Origin of the sequence: Burkholderia sp. AU30198 (assembly GCF_020419825.1) — a bacterium.
Lineage (GTDB): Bacteria > Pseudomonadota > Gammaproteobacteria > Burkholderiales > Burkholderiaceae > Burkholderia.
The window spans coordinates 610,951-626,801 of sequence record NZ_JAIZSA010000001.1 but is presented as its reverse complement, the minus strand read 5'-3'; the positions used below and the strand labels follow the sequence as shown (position 1 = coordinate 626,801).

At 68.4% G+C, this 15,851-nt stretch carries 13 protein-coding genes; 8 read left to right on the top strand and 5 right to left on the bottom strand.

What is annotated here, in order from left to right; all coding sequences use genetic code 11:
- The first annotated feature begins 106 nt into the window (after window positions 1-106).
- The 7 genes from LGN19_RS02720 to LGN19_RS02690 all read left to right on the top strand — a co-directional run bounded on the left by LGN19_RS02720 (window position 107) and on the right by LGN19_RS02690 (window position 9,902).
- Window positions 107-862, top strand: coding sequence for a Crp/Fnr family transcriptional regulator (locus tag LGN19_RS02720; RefSeq protein ID WP_226213152.1), 756 nt, complete (start codon window positions 107-109; stop codon window positions 860-862).
- A gap of 228 nt (window positions 863-1,090) precedes the next feature.
- A complete protein-coding gene (locus LGN19_RS02715; protein WP_226213151.1) occupies window positions 1,091-4,258 on the top strand; it encodes an efflux RND transporter permease subunit in 3,168 nt (1,055 codons plus the stop codon).
- Window positions 4,259-4,294: 36 nt separating this feature from the next.
- Window positions 4,295-5,524, top strand: a complete 1,230-nt coding sequence (locus LGN19_RS02710) for an efflux RND transporter periplasmic adaptor subunit (protein WP_226213150.1) — start codon at window positions 4,295-4,297, stop codon at window positions 5,522-5,524.
- A gap of 5 nt (window positions 5,525-5,529) precedes the next feature.
- Window positions 5,530-7,053 carry an efflux transporter outer membrane subunit gene (locus tag LGN19_RS02705; protein ID WP_226213511.1) on the top strand — a complete coding sequence of 508 codons (1,524 nt, stop codon included), beginning with the start codon at window positions 5,530-5,532 and terminating at the stop codon, window positions 7,051-7,053.
- 28 nt (window positions 7,054-7,081) lie between these two features.
- Window positions 7,082-7,777, top strand: a complete 696-nt coding sequence (locus LGN19_RS02700; RefSeq protein ID WP_089453057.1) for a heavy metal response regulator transcription factor — start codon at window positions 7,082-7,084, stop codon at window positions 7,775-7,777.
- A complete protein-coding gene (locus LGN19_RS02695; RefSeq protein WP_226213149.1) occupies window positions 7,774-9,213 on the top strand; it encodes a heavy metal sensor histidine kinase in 1,440 nt (479 codons plus the stop codon). The genes LGN19_RS02700 and LGN19_RS02695 overlap by 4 nt, the downstream gene beginning before the upstream one ends.
- Window positions 9,214-9,314: 101 nt before the next feature.
- The gene (locus tag LGN19_RS02690; RefSeq protein WP_122946927.1) at window positions 9,315-9,902 is read left to right on the top strand and encodes a LysE family translocator; all 588 of its coding nucleotides are present in this window, start codon (window positions 9,315-9,317) and stop codon (window positions 9,900-9,902) included.
- A 49-nt stretch (window positions 9,903-9,951) separates the two neighbouring features.
- Here LGN19_RS02690 and LGN19_RS02685 read toward each other — a convergent pair whose 3' ends face one another.
- A complete protein-coding gene (locus tag LGN19_RS02685) occupies window positions 9,952-10,797 on the bottom strand; it encodes an AraC family transcriptional regulator (RefSeq protein WP_226213148.1) in 846 nt (281 codons plus the stop codon).
- Between the two features lie 260 nt (window positions 10,798-11,057).
- Between LGN19_RS02685 and LGN19_RS02680 the strand changes: the two genes are divergently transcribed.
- Entirely contained in the window at window positions 11,058-11,852 is a 795-nt protein-coding gene (locus LGN19_RS02680; protein ID WP_226213147.1) for an SDR family NAD(P)-dependent oxidoreductase, read from the top strand.
- Between the two features lie 24 nt (window positions 11,853-11,876).
- On the opposite strand, the gene LGN19_RS02675 is transcribed toward LGN19_RS02680, so the two are convergent.
- The 4 genes from LGN19_RS02675 to LGN19_RS02660 form a co-directional block, all read right to left on the bottom strand.
- Entirely contained in the window at window positions 11,877-12,251 is a 375-nt protein-coding gene (locus LGN19_RS02675) for a hypothetical protein (protein WP_122946924.1), read from the bottom strand.
- A 214-nt stretch (window positions 12,252-12,465) separates the two neighbouring features.
- Window positions 12,466-13,536, bottom strand: coding sequence for an AI-2E family transporter (locus LGN19_RS02670; protein ID WP_122946923.1), 1,071 nt, complete (start codon window positions 13,534-13,536; stop codon window positions 12,466-12,468).
- A gap of 129 nt (window positions 13,537-13,665) precedes the next feature.
- Window positions 13,666-14,775 (bottom strand): NADH:flavin oxidoreductase/NADH oxidase, encoded by a 1,110-nt coding sequence (locus LGN19_RS02665; RefSeq protein WP_011355338.1) that lies wholly within the window; start codon window positions 14,773-14,775, stop codon window positions 13,666-13,668.
- A gap of 181 nt (window positions 14,776-14,956) precedes the next feature.
- On the bottom strand, window positions 14,957-15,643 hold the full coding sequence (locus LGN19_RS02660) for a type 1 glutamine amidotransferase domain-containing protein (protein WP_122946922.1): 687 nt from the start codon (window positions 15,641-15,643) through the stop codon (window positions 14,957-14,959).
- Window positions 15,644-15,851 lie beyond the last annotated feature (208 nt).

The following is a 15,851-nucleotide window of genomic DNA, read 5'->3' as shown; positions in this document are numbered from 1 at the left end:
CAATTGCCGACAGCCTAACGGGCGCTATTGTGAGCCGTCTGTCATCGAAGCGACAGAGTGCCTTTCACGCGCTGCGCGTTATCCCTATCCTCGCAAACCCGCACCCATGCACGACCCTCTCGCCGCACCGCCCGACGCGCCCGCCCACCCGGCCGACGCCCTTTCCGAACCGGGCCCGCTGCCGGCGCTGGCCACGCTGTTCGGCCAATGCGCATGGTTCCGTACGCTCGCGCCCGAGCACCAGGCGCTCGTGCTCGCACAGTCGCGCGTCGAGCAGTGCGAGGCCGGCGACGTGATCGCCCATCGGCTCGCGCCGTCGGAATACTGGATCGGCGTGCATCGCGGGCTGCTGAAGCTCGCGATCTTCAATGCGTCCGGGCGCGGCTGCACGTTCTCCGGCGTGCCGTCGGGCGGCTGGTTCGGCGAAGGCAGCGTGATCAAGCGCGAGCTGCGCAAGTACGAGGTCGTCGCGATCCAGCGCTCGACCGTGCTGTTCGTGCCGGTCGACACGTTCCACGCGCTGCTCGACACGAGCCTGCCGTTCACGCGTTTCGTGATCCACCAGTTGAACAACCGGATGGGCGAATTCATCGCGTCGATCCAGAACAGCCGGCTGCTGGACGTCGACGCCCGCGTCGCGCAGGCGCTCACGCAGTTGTTCAACCCCGACCTGTACCCGGACACCGGTCCGTCGCTGTCGATCTCGCAGGAGGAACTGGGGATGCTCGTCGGCGTATCGCGGCAGCGGATCAACCAGGCGCTGCAGCAGCTCGAAAAGCTCGGCGCGTTGCGGCTCGCCTACAACCAGATCGACGTCGTCGACCTGGGGGCGCTCGCGCGTGTCGGGATCGAGCAGATCTGAGCGCGGGCCGATGAACGGAATCGCCGCCGACGCAGCGTGCCCGTCCGGTATCGCGGCCGTTTGCCGGCCGTCGCGCCACGCTGCGTTTCCTCTGCTGAATCGGCAATCGGCCGCTGCGCCCCAACCTGACAATTCCGCCAGTTTCGCGACAGTAACCCGTTCCACGCCGACGCCTATCATTCGGGTTCCCTTTACCCACGCCTGATCACCGCCTGTCCCGCTGCCTCCATGTGGATCGTCAATCTCGCGCTCAAGCGCCCCTACACGTTCATCGTGATGGCCATCATGATCGTGCTGGCCACCCCGCTTGCGCTGATGCGCACGCCGGTCGACGTGCTGCCCGCGATCAACATTCCCGTGATCAGCGTCATCTGGAATTACAGCGGCTTCTCCGCGACCGAGATGACGAACCGCATCACGTCCGTGCATGAACGGATCCTGACGACGACCGTCAACAACATCCAGCACGTCGAATCGACGTCGCTGCCCGGCATCGCGGTCGTGAAGGTGTTCCTGCAACCGGGCGCGAACGTGCAGACGGCGATCGCGCAAACGGTCTCGTCCGCGCAGGCGATCGTGCGGCAGATGCCGCAGGGCGCGACGCCGCCGCTCGTGATCACTTATTCGGCGTCGAGCATTCCGGTGATCCAGCTCGGGCTGTCGAGCAAGACGCTCAGCGAACAGTCGCTCGCCGACATCGCGCTCAACTTCCTGCGCCCGCAGCTGATAACGGTGCCGGGCGTGCAGATCCCGTTCCCGTACGGCGGCCGCACGCGTGTGGTCGCGATCGACCTCGATCCGCAGGCGCTGCAGGCGAAGGGGCTCACGCCCGCCGACATCGTCAACGCGGTCAACGCGCAGAACCTCGTGCTGCCAACCGGCACCGCGAAGATGGGCCAGACCGAATACCGGATCGACACGAATGCGTCGGCCGATACGATCGCCGACATCAGCAGCCTGCCGGTCCAGACCGTCAACGGCGCGACGACCTACCTGCGCGAGGTGGCATCGGTACGCGACGGCTTCGCGCCGCAGACCAACGTCGTGCGCCAGAACGGCCAGCGCGGCGTGCTCATCTCGATCCTGAAAAGCGGCGACGCGTCGACGCTCAAGGTCGTGTCGGACCTGAAAACGCTGCTGCCGAAGGTGATCCCGACCCTGCCCGAGGGGCTCACGATCACGCCGCTGTTCGACCAGTCGGTATTCGTCAACGCGGCCGTCCAGGGCGTGATCCACGAGGCGCTGATCGCCGCCGTGCTGACCGCGATGATGATCCTGCTGTTCCTCGGCAACTGGCGCAGCACGCTGATCATCGCGATCTCGATCCCGCTGTCGATCTTCACGTCGCTGATCGCGCTGTCCGCGCTCGGCGAGACCATCAACATCATGACGCTCGGCGGGCTCGCGCTCGCGGTCGGGATTCTGGTGGACGATGCGACGGTGACGATCGAGAACATCGAGCGGCACCTGCACCTCGGTACCAACCTGCACGACGCGATCCTCGAAGGCGCCGGCGAGATCGCGGTGCCCGCGTTCGTGTCGACGCTGTGCATCTGCATCGTGTTCGTGCCGATGTTCTTCCTGACGGGCGTCGCGCGCTTCCTGTTCGTACCGCTCGCGGAAGCCGTCGTGTTCGCGATGCTCGCGTCGTACGTGCTGTCGCGCACGCTGGTGCCGACGCTCGCGATGCTGCTGTTCCGCCCGCAGCAGGCAAGTACCGGCCCCGATCACGCGACATCGCGCTTCGCGCGCATCCACCATGCGTTCAACAACGCGTTCGAGCGGCTGCGTGCGTGGTACATCGTGCTGCTCAGCATCCTGCTGGTGCGCCGCCGCTTCTACGCGATGTGCTTCCTCGGCCTCTGCGTGCTGTCGACAGGCCTCGTGTTCGTGCTCGGCCGCGACTTCTTCCCGAATGCCGATTCCGGCAACATCCGGCTGCACATGCGCGCGCCGACCGGCTACCGGATCGAGGAAACCGCACGCCTCGCCGACCAGGTCGAGCGCGTGATCCGCGAAACCGTGCCGCCGGACGAACTCGGCGCGATCGTCGACAACCTCGGCCTGCCGGTGAGCGGCATCAACCTGTCATACAGCAACGCGGGCACGATCGGCACGCTCGACGGCGAACTGCTGATCGCGCTGAAGCCCGGCCACCGCGCGACCCAGCACTACGTGCAGGCGCTGCGCACGGTGCTGCCGGAGCGCTTCCCGGGCGTCGAGTTCTTCTTCCAGCCGTCGGACATCATCACGCAGATCCTGAACTTCGGCCAACCGGCCGCGATCGACCTGCAGGTGCTCGGCAACGATCTCGCGAGTAACATGACTATCGCGAGCAGCCTGATGAAAAAGTTCAGGCAAATCCCCGGCGCCGTCGACGTGCACGTGCTGCAACGCAACGACGAGCCGACCCTGCTGGCCGACATGGACCGTACGCGCATGCAGCAGCTCAATCTCTCCGCGCAGAACGTCGCGCAGAACATGCTGATCTCGCTGTCCGGCAGTTCTCAGACCACGCCGTCGTTCTGGATCAACCCGCGCTCCGGTGTCCAGTACCCGCTGCAGATCCAGACCCCGCAATACAGCATCTCGTCGGTCGACGACCTGCTCGGCACGCCGATCTCCGCAAGCGGCCGCACGGGCGCGCCGCTGCAACTGCTCGGCAACCTCGTGCAGGTGCGCAGCACCGCGAACCCGGCCGTGATCACGCACTACAACATCCGCCCGGCGATCGACGTGTACGTGAGCGTCGAAGGCCGCGACCTCGGCGCGGTCGCGGGCGAGATCGACCGCATCGTGTCGGATGCGCGCGCGACGCTGCCGCGCGGCACCGAGCTGACGATGCGCGGCCAGATCGAGACGATGCGCACGTCGTATATCGGCCTCGGCGCGGGCGTCGCGATGGCGATCGTGCTCGTCTACCTGCTGATCGTCGTCAATTTCCAGTCGTGGCTCGACCCGCTGATCATCATCAGCGCGATGCCGGCCGCGCTCGCCGGCATCGTCTGGATGCTGTTCATCACCGGCACGCACCTGAGCGTGCCCGCGCTCACTGGCGCGATCATGACGGTGGGCGTCGCGACCGCGAACAGTATTCTGGTCGTGTCGTTCGCGCGCCAGCGTCTCGAGGCCGGCGCGCCGCCGCTCACGGCCGCGCTGGAAGCAGGCGCGACGCGGATCCGGCCGGTGCTGATGACGGCGCTCGCGATGATCATCGGGATGGTGCCGATGGCGCTCGGTCTCGGCGAAGGCGCCGAGCAGAATGCGCCACTCGGACGCGCGGTGATCGGCGGGCTGCTGTTCGCCACCGTATCGACCTTGCTGTTCGTGCCGCTCGTGTTCGGCGGCGTGCATGCGCGGCTGGCCCGCCGGCGCGCGCGCCAGGCCGGACACTGACTTTCGTCCCACTACCCGGTTGATTTGGTTGAATTCATGGAAGAGAAACATCACAGCTCCGTCGGCATCCAGGTGGACGAACACGGCATGCACCTGCCGACGCGCACGTCGGTATCGCGACGCGGGAAAGTCGTCCTGGTCGTGATCGGCGTGCTGCTGGCCGCCGGCGCCGCGCGCACCGTCTTCGTCAACGTGCTGAACCGCAACCGGCTCGACGCGGTCGCCGAGCAGAACACGCGCCAGTACGTGACGATCGTGCATCCGGTCGATGCGGCCACCGGCGGCAAGCTGACGCTGCCCGGCACGCTGCGCGGCTTCGTCGAGGCGCCGATCTACGCCCGCGCGAGCGGCTACGTGCTGCGCTGGCAAGCCGACATCGGCGCGCACGTGAAGCAGGGCCAGACGCTCGCCGAACTCGACACGCCCGAGCTGAACCAGGAACTCGCGCAGGCCACCGCGCAGCGCCAGCAGGCGCAAGCCGCGCTCGCCCTCGCGAAGACGTCGTTCGACCGCGCGCAGCAGTTGCGCCAGCGCGATGCCGTCTCGCAGCAGGAACTCGACGACCGGCAAGGCGCGTTCAACCAGGGCACCGCGAACCTCGCGGCGGCCGACGCGAACATGCGCCGCCTCACCGAGCTGAAAGGCTTCCAGCGGATCGTCGCGCCGATCGACGGGATCGTCACGCAGCGCAACGTCGACGTCGGCGATCTCGTCAGCTCGGGCAACGCGGGCCGCTCGCTGTTCACGGTCGTGCAGGCCGACCGGCTGCGCCTCTACGTGCAGGTGCCGCAGGCGTACGCACAGCAAGTGAAGGTCGACCAGCATGTGAGCGTCGCGCAGGCCGAGCTGCCGGGCCGCACGTTCGACGGGACGATCACGCGCACGTCCGAGGCGATCGACGTCGCGACGCGCTCGCTGCAGATCGAGATCACGCTGCCGAACCCGGACGGTCGGCTGCTGCCCGGCGCGTACGTGCAGGCGACACTGCCGATGACGCCGGTCGGCCGCCTGCAGGTGCCGGCCAATACGTTGTTGTTCCGTGCCGAAGGCCCGACGGTCGCGACCGTCGACGCGAACGGCCAGGTCCGCCTGAAGCAGGTGACGGTCGTGCGCACGATCGGGCAGACGCTCGAAGTCGACGGCCCGCTCACGCCGAACGACCGCCTCGTCACGAACCCGAGCGACGCGCTCACGAACGGCGACCAGGTGATCGTCTCGGCGCCGGCCGCGAAGCCGGCCTCCGGCGCCGCGGAGGCGAAGTCGTGATCGCGATGCGCATCCGCCGGCGGCCTACCGCCGCTGCCACGTCGGTCGCCACTGCCGTTGCGTTCGCGGCCGCGCTCGCCGGCTGTACGGTCGGCCCCGATTACAAGCGGCCCGACGTCGACACGCCGGCCGCGTGGCGGCTCGATCCGGCCGACGCGTACTGGCATCCGGCCGCGCCGGCCCGCGCGCCGCTCGACCCGGCATGGTGGACCGCGTTCGGCGATCCGCAGCTCGACGCGCTGGAAACCGAAGCGCTGCGCAACAACCAGAACCTGAAGGCCGTCGCCGCGCGCTACGACCAGGCGAAGGCGACGCTCGCGTCGGTCGCGTCGGCGCAGTATCCGGCCGTCGGCCTGAACGCGAGCGGCCAGCGCTTCAAGATCTCGTCCGACCGGCCGCAAACCAACTACGCGACACAAAGCACGTCGACCGTGCAGAACGACATCCAGGTCGGCGCGGCCGTCAGCTACGAACTCGACCTGTTCGGCCGCGTGCGCCGCAGCGTCGAATCGGCGCAGGCGACCACCGAGCAGGCCCGTGACGATTTCGCGAACGCGCGTCTCGTGCTGACCGCCGATCTCGCGTCGAGCTATTTCGCGCTGCGCGAATTCGATACCGAGATCGACGTCGTCAAGCGCTCGATCGACCTGCAGCAGAAGGCGCTCGACTACGTGAGCGCGCGCCACGACCTCGGCGCGGTATCGGGTCTCGATCTGCTGCAACAGCGCGCGCAGCTCGACGCGACGCGCACCCAGGCGCAGTTGCTGCTCCAGCAGCGCGTGCAGGTCGAAACCGCGATCGCAACGCTGGTCGGCACGCCGGCCCCCACGTTCTCGATCGCGCCGCGCGTCGTGCCGATCAACGCGCCGGCGCTGCCGACCGGCCTGCCGAGCGACGTGCTGCAACGGCGCCCCGACGTCGCGTCGGCCGAGCGCGCGATGGCCGCCGCGAATGCGCAGATCGGCGTCGCGCGCGCCGCGTATTTCCCGCGCATCATGCTGTCGCCCGATATCGGCTGGGACGCGACCCGCTTCGCGGGCCTGTTCACCGTGCCGGCGTTGCTGTGGTCGGTCGGCGGGTCGCTCAGCCAGCCGCTGTTCGAAGGCGGCAAGCTGAAGGCCGGCGTCGATTTCGCGCAGGCCGGCTATGTCGCCGCGCAGGCCAGCTACCGGCAGACCGTGCTCACCGCGTTCCAGGAGGTGCAGAATGCCGTCACGGGATTGTCGGTGCTCGCCGACGCGGCGCAGCAGGCCGCCGCGGCCGTCGACGACGCGCGCAAGCTCGTGTCGCTCGCTCAGGATCGCTACGCGGGCGGCCTGACACCGTTCATCGACGTGCTGACGGCCGAACAGCAGTTGCTGACGAGCGAGCGGCAGGCCGTGCAGATCCAGGGTCAGCGCGCGGCGCTCGTCGTGTTTCTCGCGAAGGCGCTGGGCGGCGGCTGGGATGGCCATGCTGCGGGTGGCCCGGCACCGGCCGAGGTCGCCACGGCCGCCCCGGCGCTGGCTCCGGCGCAGCCGAGCCCTTAACCGGATTACCCGGACAACGGATTCGAACATGAAAGTCCTGATCGTCGAAGACGAACCGAAAGTCGTCGAATACCTGAAGAGCGGCCTGACCGAAGAAGGCTGGGTCGTCGACACCGCGCTCGACGGCGAAGACGGCGCGTGGAAGGCCGTCGAATTCGACTACGACGTGGTCGTGCTCGACGTGATGCTGCCGAAGCTGGACGGCTTCGGCGTGCTGCGCGCATTGCGCGCGCAGAAGCAGACGCCCGTCATCATGCTGACCGCGCGCGACCGTGTCGACGACCGCGTGCGCGGGCTGCGCGGCGGCGCCGACGACTACCTGACCAAGCCGTTCTCGTTCCTCGAACTGATCGAGCGGCTGCGCGCGCTGACGCGCCGCGCGCGCGTGCAGGAATCGACGCTGATCTCGATCGGCGACCTGCGGGTCGACCTGATCGGCCGCCGCGCGACCCGCGACGGCACGCGCCTCGACCTGACCGCGCAGGAATTCCAGCTGCTCGGCGTGCTCGCACGGCGCAGCGGCGAGGTGCTGTCGAAGACGACGATCGCCGAACTCGTGTGGGACGTGAACTTCGACAGCAACGCGAACGTCGTCGAGACGGCCATCAAGCGCCTGCGCGCGAAACTCGACGGCCCGTTCACGGACAAGCTGCTGCACACGATCCGCGGCATGGGCTACGTGCTCGAGGCGCGCGAGGACGGCGACGGCGAGAGGCCCGCATGAAACGCTCGATCGTCCAGCGGCTGTCGGCGATGTTCGGCATCGTGTCGCTGCTCGTCTTCACGCTGGTGGGCTGCGGGCTGTTCGTGATGATGGAACGCCAGCTGTTCGCCGAGCTGCGCGCGACGCTCGACACACGCACCAAGGTCGCCGAGATGATCGTGTCGCATGCGCTCACGCCCCAGCGCGGGCGTCTCATGCAGGAAAAGCTCGCCGACCTCGAACCGCCCGACGGCTCGACACGCTACCAGGTGGACAGCCCGAATCCGGACTTTCGCTTCGGCAAGCCCGTCGACGGCGTGCCCGTCGGCGCGCCGTTCGGCGCGTTCCAGCAATACGCGCTGAACCACAGCACCTACGACGTGATGACGAAAACCGTCACGGTGGCCGGCAACGGCGAGCGGCCGACGCTGAAGCTGGTCGTCGCCAGCTCGTGCGAACGCACGCAGCGGATGCTGCGCCGCTTCGGCTGGACGCTCGCCGGGCTGATCACGATCGCGACGATCATCGCGCTGCTGCTGAGCCGCGCGGTCGCGCGCTTCGGGCTCGCGCCGCTCGACCGGCTGTCGCAGGACGCATCGGCGATCAGCCTCGCGAACCGCCGCCAGCGGCTGCAGACCGACGCGCTGCCGGCCGAGCTGCGCGACCTCGCCACCTCGTTCAACGGTGCGCTCGACCGCATCCAGCAAACCTACGCGCGGCTCGAGGCATTCAACGCGGACGTTGCGCACGAACTGCGCACGCCGATCAGCATCCTGATCGGCCAGACCCAGGTCGCGCTGACCAGCCGCGACCGCACGGTCGAGCGGATGCAGCAGACGCTGCAATCGAACCTCGAGGAATTCGAGCGGCTGCGCGTGATCATCAACGACATGCTGTTCCTGTCGCGCAGCGACCGCGGCGAACGCGCGACCGACCTGAAGGACGTGTCGCTCGCCGACGAGGTGCGGCGCATGCTCGACTTCCTCGAAATCCCGCTCGACGAGGCGCAGTTGCGCGCCGAGCTGCACGGCGATGCGCGCGCGGCCGTCGATCCGTCGCTGTTCCGCCGCGCGATGACGAACCTGCTGATCAATGCGATCCAGCATTCGGCGCCGGGCGCGACGGTCAACGTGACGATCGTGCGGCGCGACACGCTCGTCGAGATGTCCGTCGCGAACCCCGGCGAGCCGATCGACCCCGTCCGGCGCTCGCACGTGTTCGAGCGCTTCTACCGGCTCGAGGAGGCCCGTGCGAACAGCAAGGAGAACCACGGGCTCGGATTGTCGATCGTGAAGGCCGTCGCCGAAATGCACGGCGGCAGCGTATTCGTCGCCTGTTCGGGCGGCATCAACACGTTCGGGTTCTCGGTATCGACTCAACCCTGTGCCGGCGGCCCGCTGCGCCCGGCCGACCTGCGCGATACCCGGCCGGCGCACGCGCCGCGCGCCCTGCACTGACGGCGGCCGCGCGCGCCGCCGAGGGCAGTTTTCTTCAATACGGGCCGATGCGGCTCCCGTAGTCTCGATGCGACTTTCGATCTTTTGCATGGAGACTTCCAATGAGCATGCTGGTTTCGATGGCCGCGTTCGCGCTCGCCTCGTCGATCACCCCCGGTCCCGTCAACATCGTCGCGCTCAGTGCGGGCGCGCGCCACGGCCTCGGCGCGAGCCTGCGCTACGCGGCCGGCGCGACGCTCGGCTTCGTCGCGCTGTTCCTGCTGATCGGCCTCGGGCTGCACGAGGCACTCGCGCGCTGGCCCGTGCTGACGACGGCCACGCAGTGGTCGGGAATCGCGTTCCTGCTGTATATGGCGCTGCGGCTCGCGCTCGATGACGGCCGGCTGTCGGCCGACCCGGACGTGGCCGGCCCGTCGGCGGCGTCCGGCGCGGCGCTGCAGTGGCTGAATCCGAAGGCATGGCTCGCGTGCGTGGCCGCGATGGGCGCGTATGCGGCCGACGGCGACCGCGCGCAGGTCTGGCAGTTCGCCGCGCTGTATCTCGTGATCTGCTTCGCGTCGATCGCGTGCTGGGGGTATGCGGGCGCGTCGCTGCAGCACCGGCTCGCGAACGCGCGGCGCATGCGCATGTTCAACCGGCTGATGGCGTTGCTGCTGGCCGGCAGCGCGCTTTATCTGCTCGACATCTGACGCAGGCCGTGTCGGGAACGAGCGGTGGCCGGTGCAGGCCGAGCGCCGCTCAGTTCGTCGCGCTGCGGTATTGCCCGGGCGTCGCGGCCGCGATCCGCCGGAACGCGCGCTGGAAATGCGCCTGGTCGGCAAAACCCGCGTCGAGCGCGACGTCGGCGATCGGCCGGCCGCGGCGCAGCTCGGTGCGGCCGTACTGCACGCGGCGATCGATCAGGAACGCATGCGGCGTCATCCCGTAACGCGCGTTGAACGCACGGATCAGGTATGACGGCGACAAATCGGCCTCCGCGCAGATCGCATCGAGCGTGACACCCTCGCGGCAATGCGCGGCGATGTAGTCGGCCGCGCGCGCGAGCCTCGCGTTGTCGTCCCCGGCGCGCGGGCCGGGCAGCTCGCGATCGAGCGCGCCGTGCAGCGCCGTGAAGAACTCGACCGCCGCGCTTTCCTTGCCGAGCGGATCGATGCCGGGCGCGACGAGCGTGCGGTAGAAACTGCCAAATTGCGCGAACAGGTCGTGCCGCTCGGTCAACTTCGGCGAAAAGCCGTGAAAATCGCTGTTCGGATTGCGGCCCAGCGAATGCTGCAGCCGCGTGAGCCACGGCACGTCGACATAGACCATCCGGTATGCCCACGCGTCGGGGCCATACGGATTGCACGCATGCACCTGTTCCGGATCGATGATCACCAGCACGCCGCGCCCGACGTGCTCGTTCGTCGCGCCGTTCAGGTAGGTGCTCGTGCCGCCGACAATCGCGCCCACCGAAAACGTGTCGTGCGTGTGCTTCGCGTAGCAGATCGAGCGCCCGTCGTCGACGGTGCGCGCCTCGATGAACGGCAACGCGGCATCACGCCAGAACGGCGAAGGTACGACGGATCGATGGGTGGTACGGCTCACGCGGCGGGCTCTCGGTCAAGACGGCGAACGCTCACCGTACAAGACTGTGCGGCGCCGCGCAACCGTATCGGCGTATCGGCGTATCGGCGTGTCGCCGTGTCGCCGTATCGCCGTATCGCCGGATTGCCGTATCGCCGGCTTCGACGCCGGATCACCAGATCACCGGCTTCGACGCCGGATCGCGCCGTTTCGCCTAAGCTTTGAATTCCGTCCGCCGCGGCACCGCGGCGATTCCCCTTCATTCCTCTCCCGTCACGCTCATGCATATCGATCTGAAAGGCAAAACCGCGGTCGTCACCGCTTCCACCGCCGGTATCGGGCTCGCGATTGCCGAAGGGCTGGCGCGTGCCGGCGCGCGCGTCGTCGTCAACGGCCGCAGCGACGCGTCGGTGCAGTCCGCGCTCGCGCACCTGCGCGCGACCGTCCCCGACGCGGGCTTTGACGGCATCGCGGCCGACCTGTCCGATGCCGCCGGCGCCGCGCGCATCACGCAGCACACGCCCGCGGCCGACATCCTCGTCAACAATGCGGGCATCTACGGCCTGAAGGCGTTCTTCGATATCGACGACGCCGAGTGGGACCACTATTTCCAGACCAACGTGATGTCCGGCGTGCGCCTCGCGCGGCATTACCTGAAGGGGATGATCGAACGCAATGCCGGTCGCATCGTGTTCATTTCGTCGGAATCGGGCCTGAACATCCCGGTCGACATGATTCATTACGGCTTCACGAAAACCGCGCAGCTGTCGATCGCACGCGGCCTCGCGAAGCTCGCGGCCGGCACCCACGTGACCGTCAACTCGGTGCTGCCGGGGCCGACGATGTCGGACGGCGTGCGGGCACTGCTGAAGGAAACGGCCGACGAAACCGGCCGCAGCGTCGAAGACGTGGCCGTGGAGTTCGTGCGCAACCACCGCTCGAGCTCGATCATCCAGCGGCCCGCGACGCCCGAGGAAGTCGCGAACCTGGTCGTCTACGTGTGCTCGCCGCTCGCGTCGGCGACGACGGGCGCCGCGTTGCGGGTGGACGGCGGCGTGGTCGACACGATCGCATGATGCCGGGCGGGCAAGGCCGCCGCGCTAGCGCGAAGCGGCCTTGCCCGGCGCGAGCGTGCCCTTGCGGTCGGCATTCATGCAGGAATCGAAACCGTGCTGCGTGACGACGCCGGCCCTGTCGAACACGACGAAATACTCGCGGTGATCGTTGCCGTGCTCGATGAAGTAGTTGTAGCAGACGCCGTTGCCGTTGCGGACCATCCATACGCTGCGCGGATTGCCGCCGGCGCGGACGACATCGGCGCGCGTCGCGCCATGCCGCGACGCGGCCCGCGCGAGCGGCGTGCGCGAGTACGAGAACGGTAGCCACGAGTCGAACCACGCACAACCGTGCAACATCAGGCAGCTGGCGGCCAGGGACAGCGTCGCTGCGGGACGGGACATCGTAATCAATCGCATGCTTGGTGAAATCTGCTGCGCCATGCCGGCGTGATCAAAAGCCCCATGCTACTCGACCTTTGGGTCCGGATCGAAAAGAAATGTAGAGAACGTTATCCGGATCCCTGCATTGCATGCCACGGCACAAGCCAGATCGTCGCCCGTCGCGGCGGCCGATATGCACCTGATCGCGCCGCCGTACCGCCGCATCATGCCGCCGCCCCGGCACGCATCGTCATGCAATCCATTCGGCCCACAGCATCGTCAGCACCGTCATCAGCGCGGGGCCGACGAACAACCCGATCAGGCCGAACGTCTCGGCGCCGCCGAGGATGCCGAACAGCACGAGCAGGAACGGCAGCCGCGCGGAGCTGCCGATCAACACCGGCCGCACGAAGTGCTCGGCGATGAACACGACGACGAACCCGAGCACGGCCACCGCGACGGCCCACATCGTCGCCCCCTGGACGAACAGCCACAGCGCCGCGCCGCAGAACACGATCGGCGCGCAGAACGGCAGCATCGCGGCGATCGCCGTGACGAGGCCGAGCAGCGCCGCATGCGGGACGCCGGCCAGCGCATACGCGATGCCGAGCAGCGCGCCCTCCCCGAGCCCGACGACGACGAGCCCCGTCACCGTGCCGAACACGGCCGCGACCATCCGCTCGATCAGCTCCGCGCCGCTGCGCCCGAACGCGCGCCGCGCGCCCTGCAGCAATGCGCCCGACAGCTTGTGGCCGGCGCGCAGGATCACGAACAGCGTGACGAGCATGAAGCCGAATTCGAGCAGCCCGTGCGCGAGCTTCGTACCGAACTGCCGGCCGAACGCGATGAATTTCTCGCTATTGACGCCGTGCATCGCGCTGGCCGCATGCAGCGGATGGCCGAGGTTGGCCTGCCACCATTCGGTCACCTGCGCCGCGCCGTAAGGCAGCCGGCCGACCACATCCGGCACCGGGATGCCGTTGTCCTGGATCGTGCGCAGCCACTCGCGCAGGTCATGCGCCTGCCCGATCGCCTGGGTCGCCGCGACGGCCACCGGCAGCACGACCAGCAATGAGATCGCCGCCGTGATGACGAGCGCGATGAGCGTCGGGCGGTTGCGGAACAGCCGGTGGGATTCGAAGCGCTTCAGCATCGGCCACATCGCGATGGCGATCACGCAGGCCCAGGCGATGGCGGGAAGAAAATCGCGGATCACCCACAGCGCGATCACCAGCAGCGCCGCATACAGGACAGCGCGGGAGATCTGCTGCGTGCGCGGCCGTGCGGCAGAATCAGGAGACGACGGGACATGTGCGCCCATGGCACCTCTGTCGAAATGAAAAAAATGGCGGTTCGCGCCGGCAACCAGCCGGCGCGAACCGCCATTCTATCCATCGGCGCCGGATCGGCGGCGCATCTCATGCGCACGCCGCCCCGGCGACACGCCCGTTCAGGCCACCTTGTCGGCCGTCCGGTAACGCTCGAGCCAGTGCGCGTACGGCGCGGGCAGCGTCCACGACGGACGCTCGACGCCGAGCTGCTTGGCCGCGTAGTACGGCCAGTGCGGGTCGGCCAGATGCGCGCGGCCGACCATCACGAGATCGAGCTGCTCTTCCGCCACCACGCGGTTCGCCAGTTGCGGCGTGTCGATCCCCCACGCGGACGACACCGGCAGCCCGGCCTCGCGGCGCACGCGCTCGGCGATCGGCGCGAGGAACGCCGGGCCCCACGGAATCTGCGCATCGGGCGTCGAGAAACCGACCGACACGCTGAGCATGTCGAGCCCTTCCTGCTTCAACCGCTGCGTGAGCGCGATCGACTCGGCGAGCGTCTCTTCGTCGCGGCCATCGTATTCGATCACGCCGAAGCGCGCGGTCAGCGGCAGATGCTCGGGCCACACCTTGCGGACGGCCGCCAGCGTTTCGACGAGGAAGCGGCCGCGGTTCTCGGCCGAACCACCGTATTCGTCGTCACGCTGGTTCGCATGCACCGAGAAGAAGCTCTGGCCGAGATAGCCGTGCGCGAAGTGCAGCTCGAGCCATTCGAAGCCCAGGTCGCGTGCGCGCTTCGCCGACGCAACGAAGTCGGCCTGCACGCGTGCGATGTCGTCGCGCGTCATGGCGCGCGGCGTCTTCGGCAGGTGGGCGCCGAACGGCACCGCCGACGGCGCGATGGTCTGCCAGCCGCGCGGATCGCCGTCGGCGATATGGTCGTCGCCTTCCCACGGGCGGTTCGCGCTCGCCTTGCGGCCCGCGTGCGCGATCTGGATGCCGGGCACCGCACCGGCCGCCTTGATCGCCGCGACCGACGGCGCGAACGCTTCGGCCTGTGCATCGTTCCACAGCCCCGCGCAGCCCGGCGTGATGCGCCCTTCCGGCGACACGGCCGTCGCCTCGGCGATCACGAGGCCTGCGCCGCCGCGCGCGATGCCGGCCAGATGCACGTGATGCCAGTCGTTGACGACGCCGTCCTCGGCGACGTACTGGCACATCGGCGGCACCGCGATGCGGTTGCGCAGCGTGACATCCTTGAGTTTGAACGGTTCGAACAGGGCAGACATCCACGACTCCTTTGCTTGGTTCTGCAAAACGACTGGGAACGCGTCGTGCAGTACGCACGACGGAACGATTCGGGCCGTCGCAGGGCGGCTTGCGCCCGGCGACGGATACGGTACGGCGCCGGCCCGGCCGGCGCCATCGGCTTGGCGGCTTGGCGGCTTGGCGGCTTGGCGGCTTGGCGGCTTAGCGGTGGCCGAGCAGCGCGAGCAGCGCTTCGGCGGCCGGCTCCGACGATGCGGGGTTCTGCCCCGTGATCAGCAGCCCGTCGGTGACGACATGCGGCGCCCAGTCGGCGCTGCGCTCGAATTGCGCGCCGTTGGTCTTCAGCATGTCCTCGACGAGGAACGGCACCACTTCCGTCAGTTCGACGGCCGCTTCCTCGCTGTTGGTGAAGCCCGTCGCGCGCTTGCCGCGCACAACCGATTCGCCGGTCTGCGGGTTCTTCACGTGACGCAGCACGCCCGGCGCGTGGCACACGGCCGCGACCGGCTTGCCGGCCGCCAGCGCGCGCTCGATCAGGCCGATCGAATGCAGATCCTCGGCGAGATCCCACAGCGGGCCATGGCCGCCCGGGTAGAACACGGCGTCGTAGTCGTCCACGGACACGTCGGCCAGCTTGCGCGTCGAAGCCAGTTCGGCCTTGGCCGCCGCATCGGCTTCGAAGCGGCGCGTCGCGTCGGTCTGGGCGGCCGGATCGTTGCTTTTCGGGTCGAGCGGCGGCTGGCCGCCCTTCGGCGACGCAAGCGTCAGTTCGACGCCCGCATCCTTGAACGCGTAGTACGGCGCGGCCAGTTCCTCGAGCCAGAAGCCGGTCTTCTTGCCGGTGTCGCCGAGCGTGTCGTGCGAGGTCAGGACAACCAGAATCTTCATGATCGGACACTCCTTCGAAAATGGATGGGGAACGGGGCTGCACAACCGGGCAACCCGGCCGGCGCGGCGCGCCTGTCGGTTAGTCAGTTGCGACGCGTCAACGTGCGACCCGCGTATCCGAATGCGACATGCGCCTATTAGACCAGTCGTCTAGAACAATTCAAAATAAAACGACGGCGTCTCGCTGCACCATCAGCATCGCAGCGCG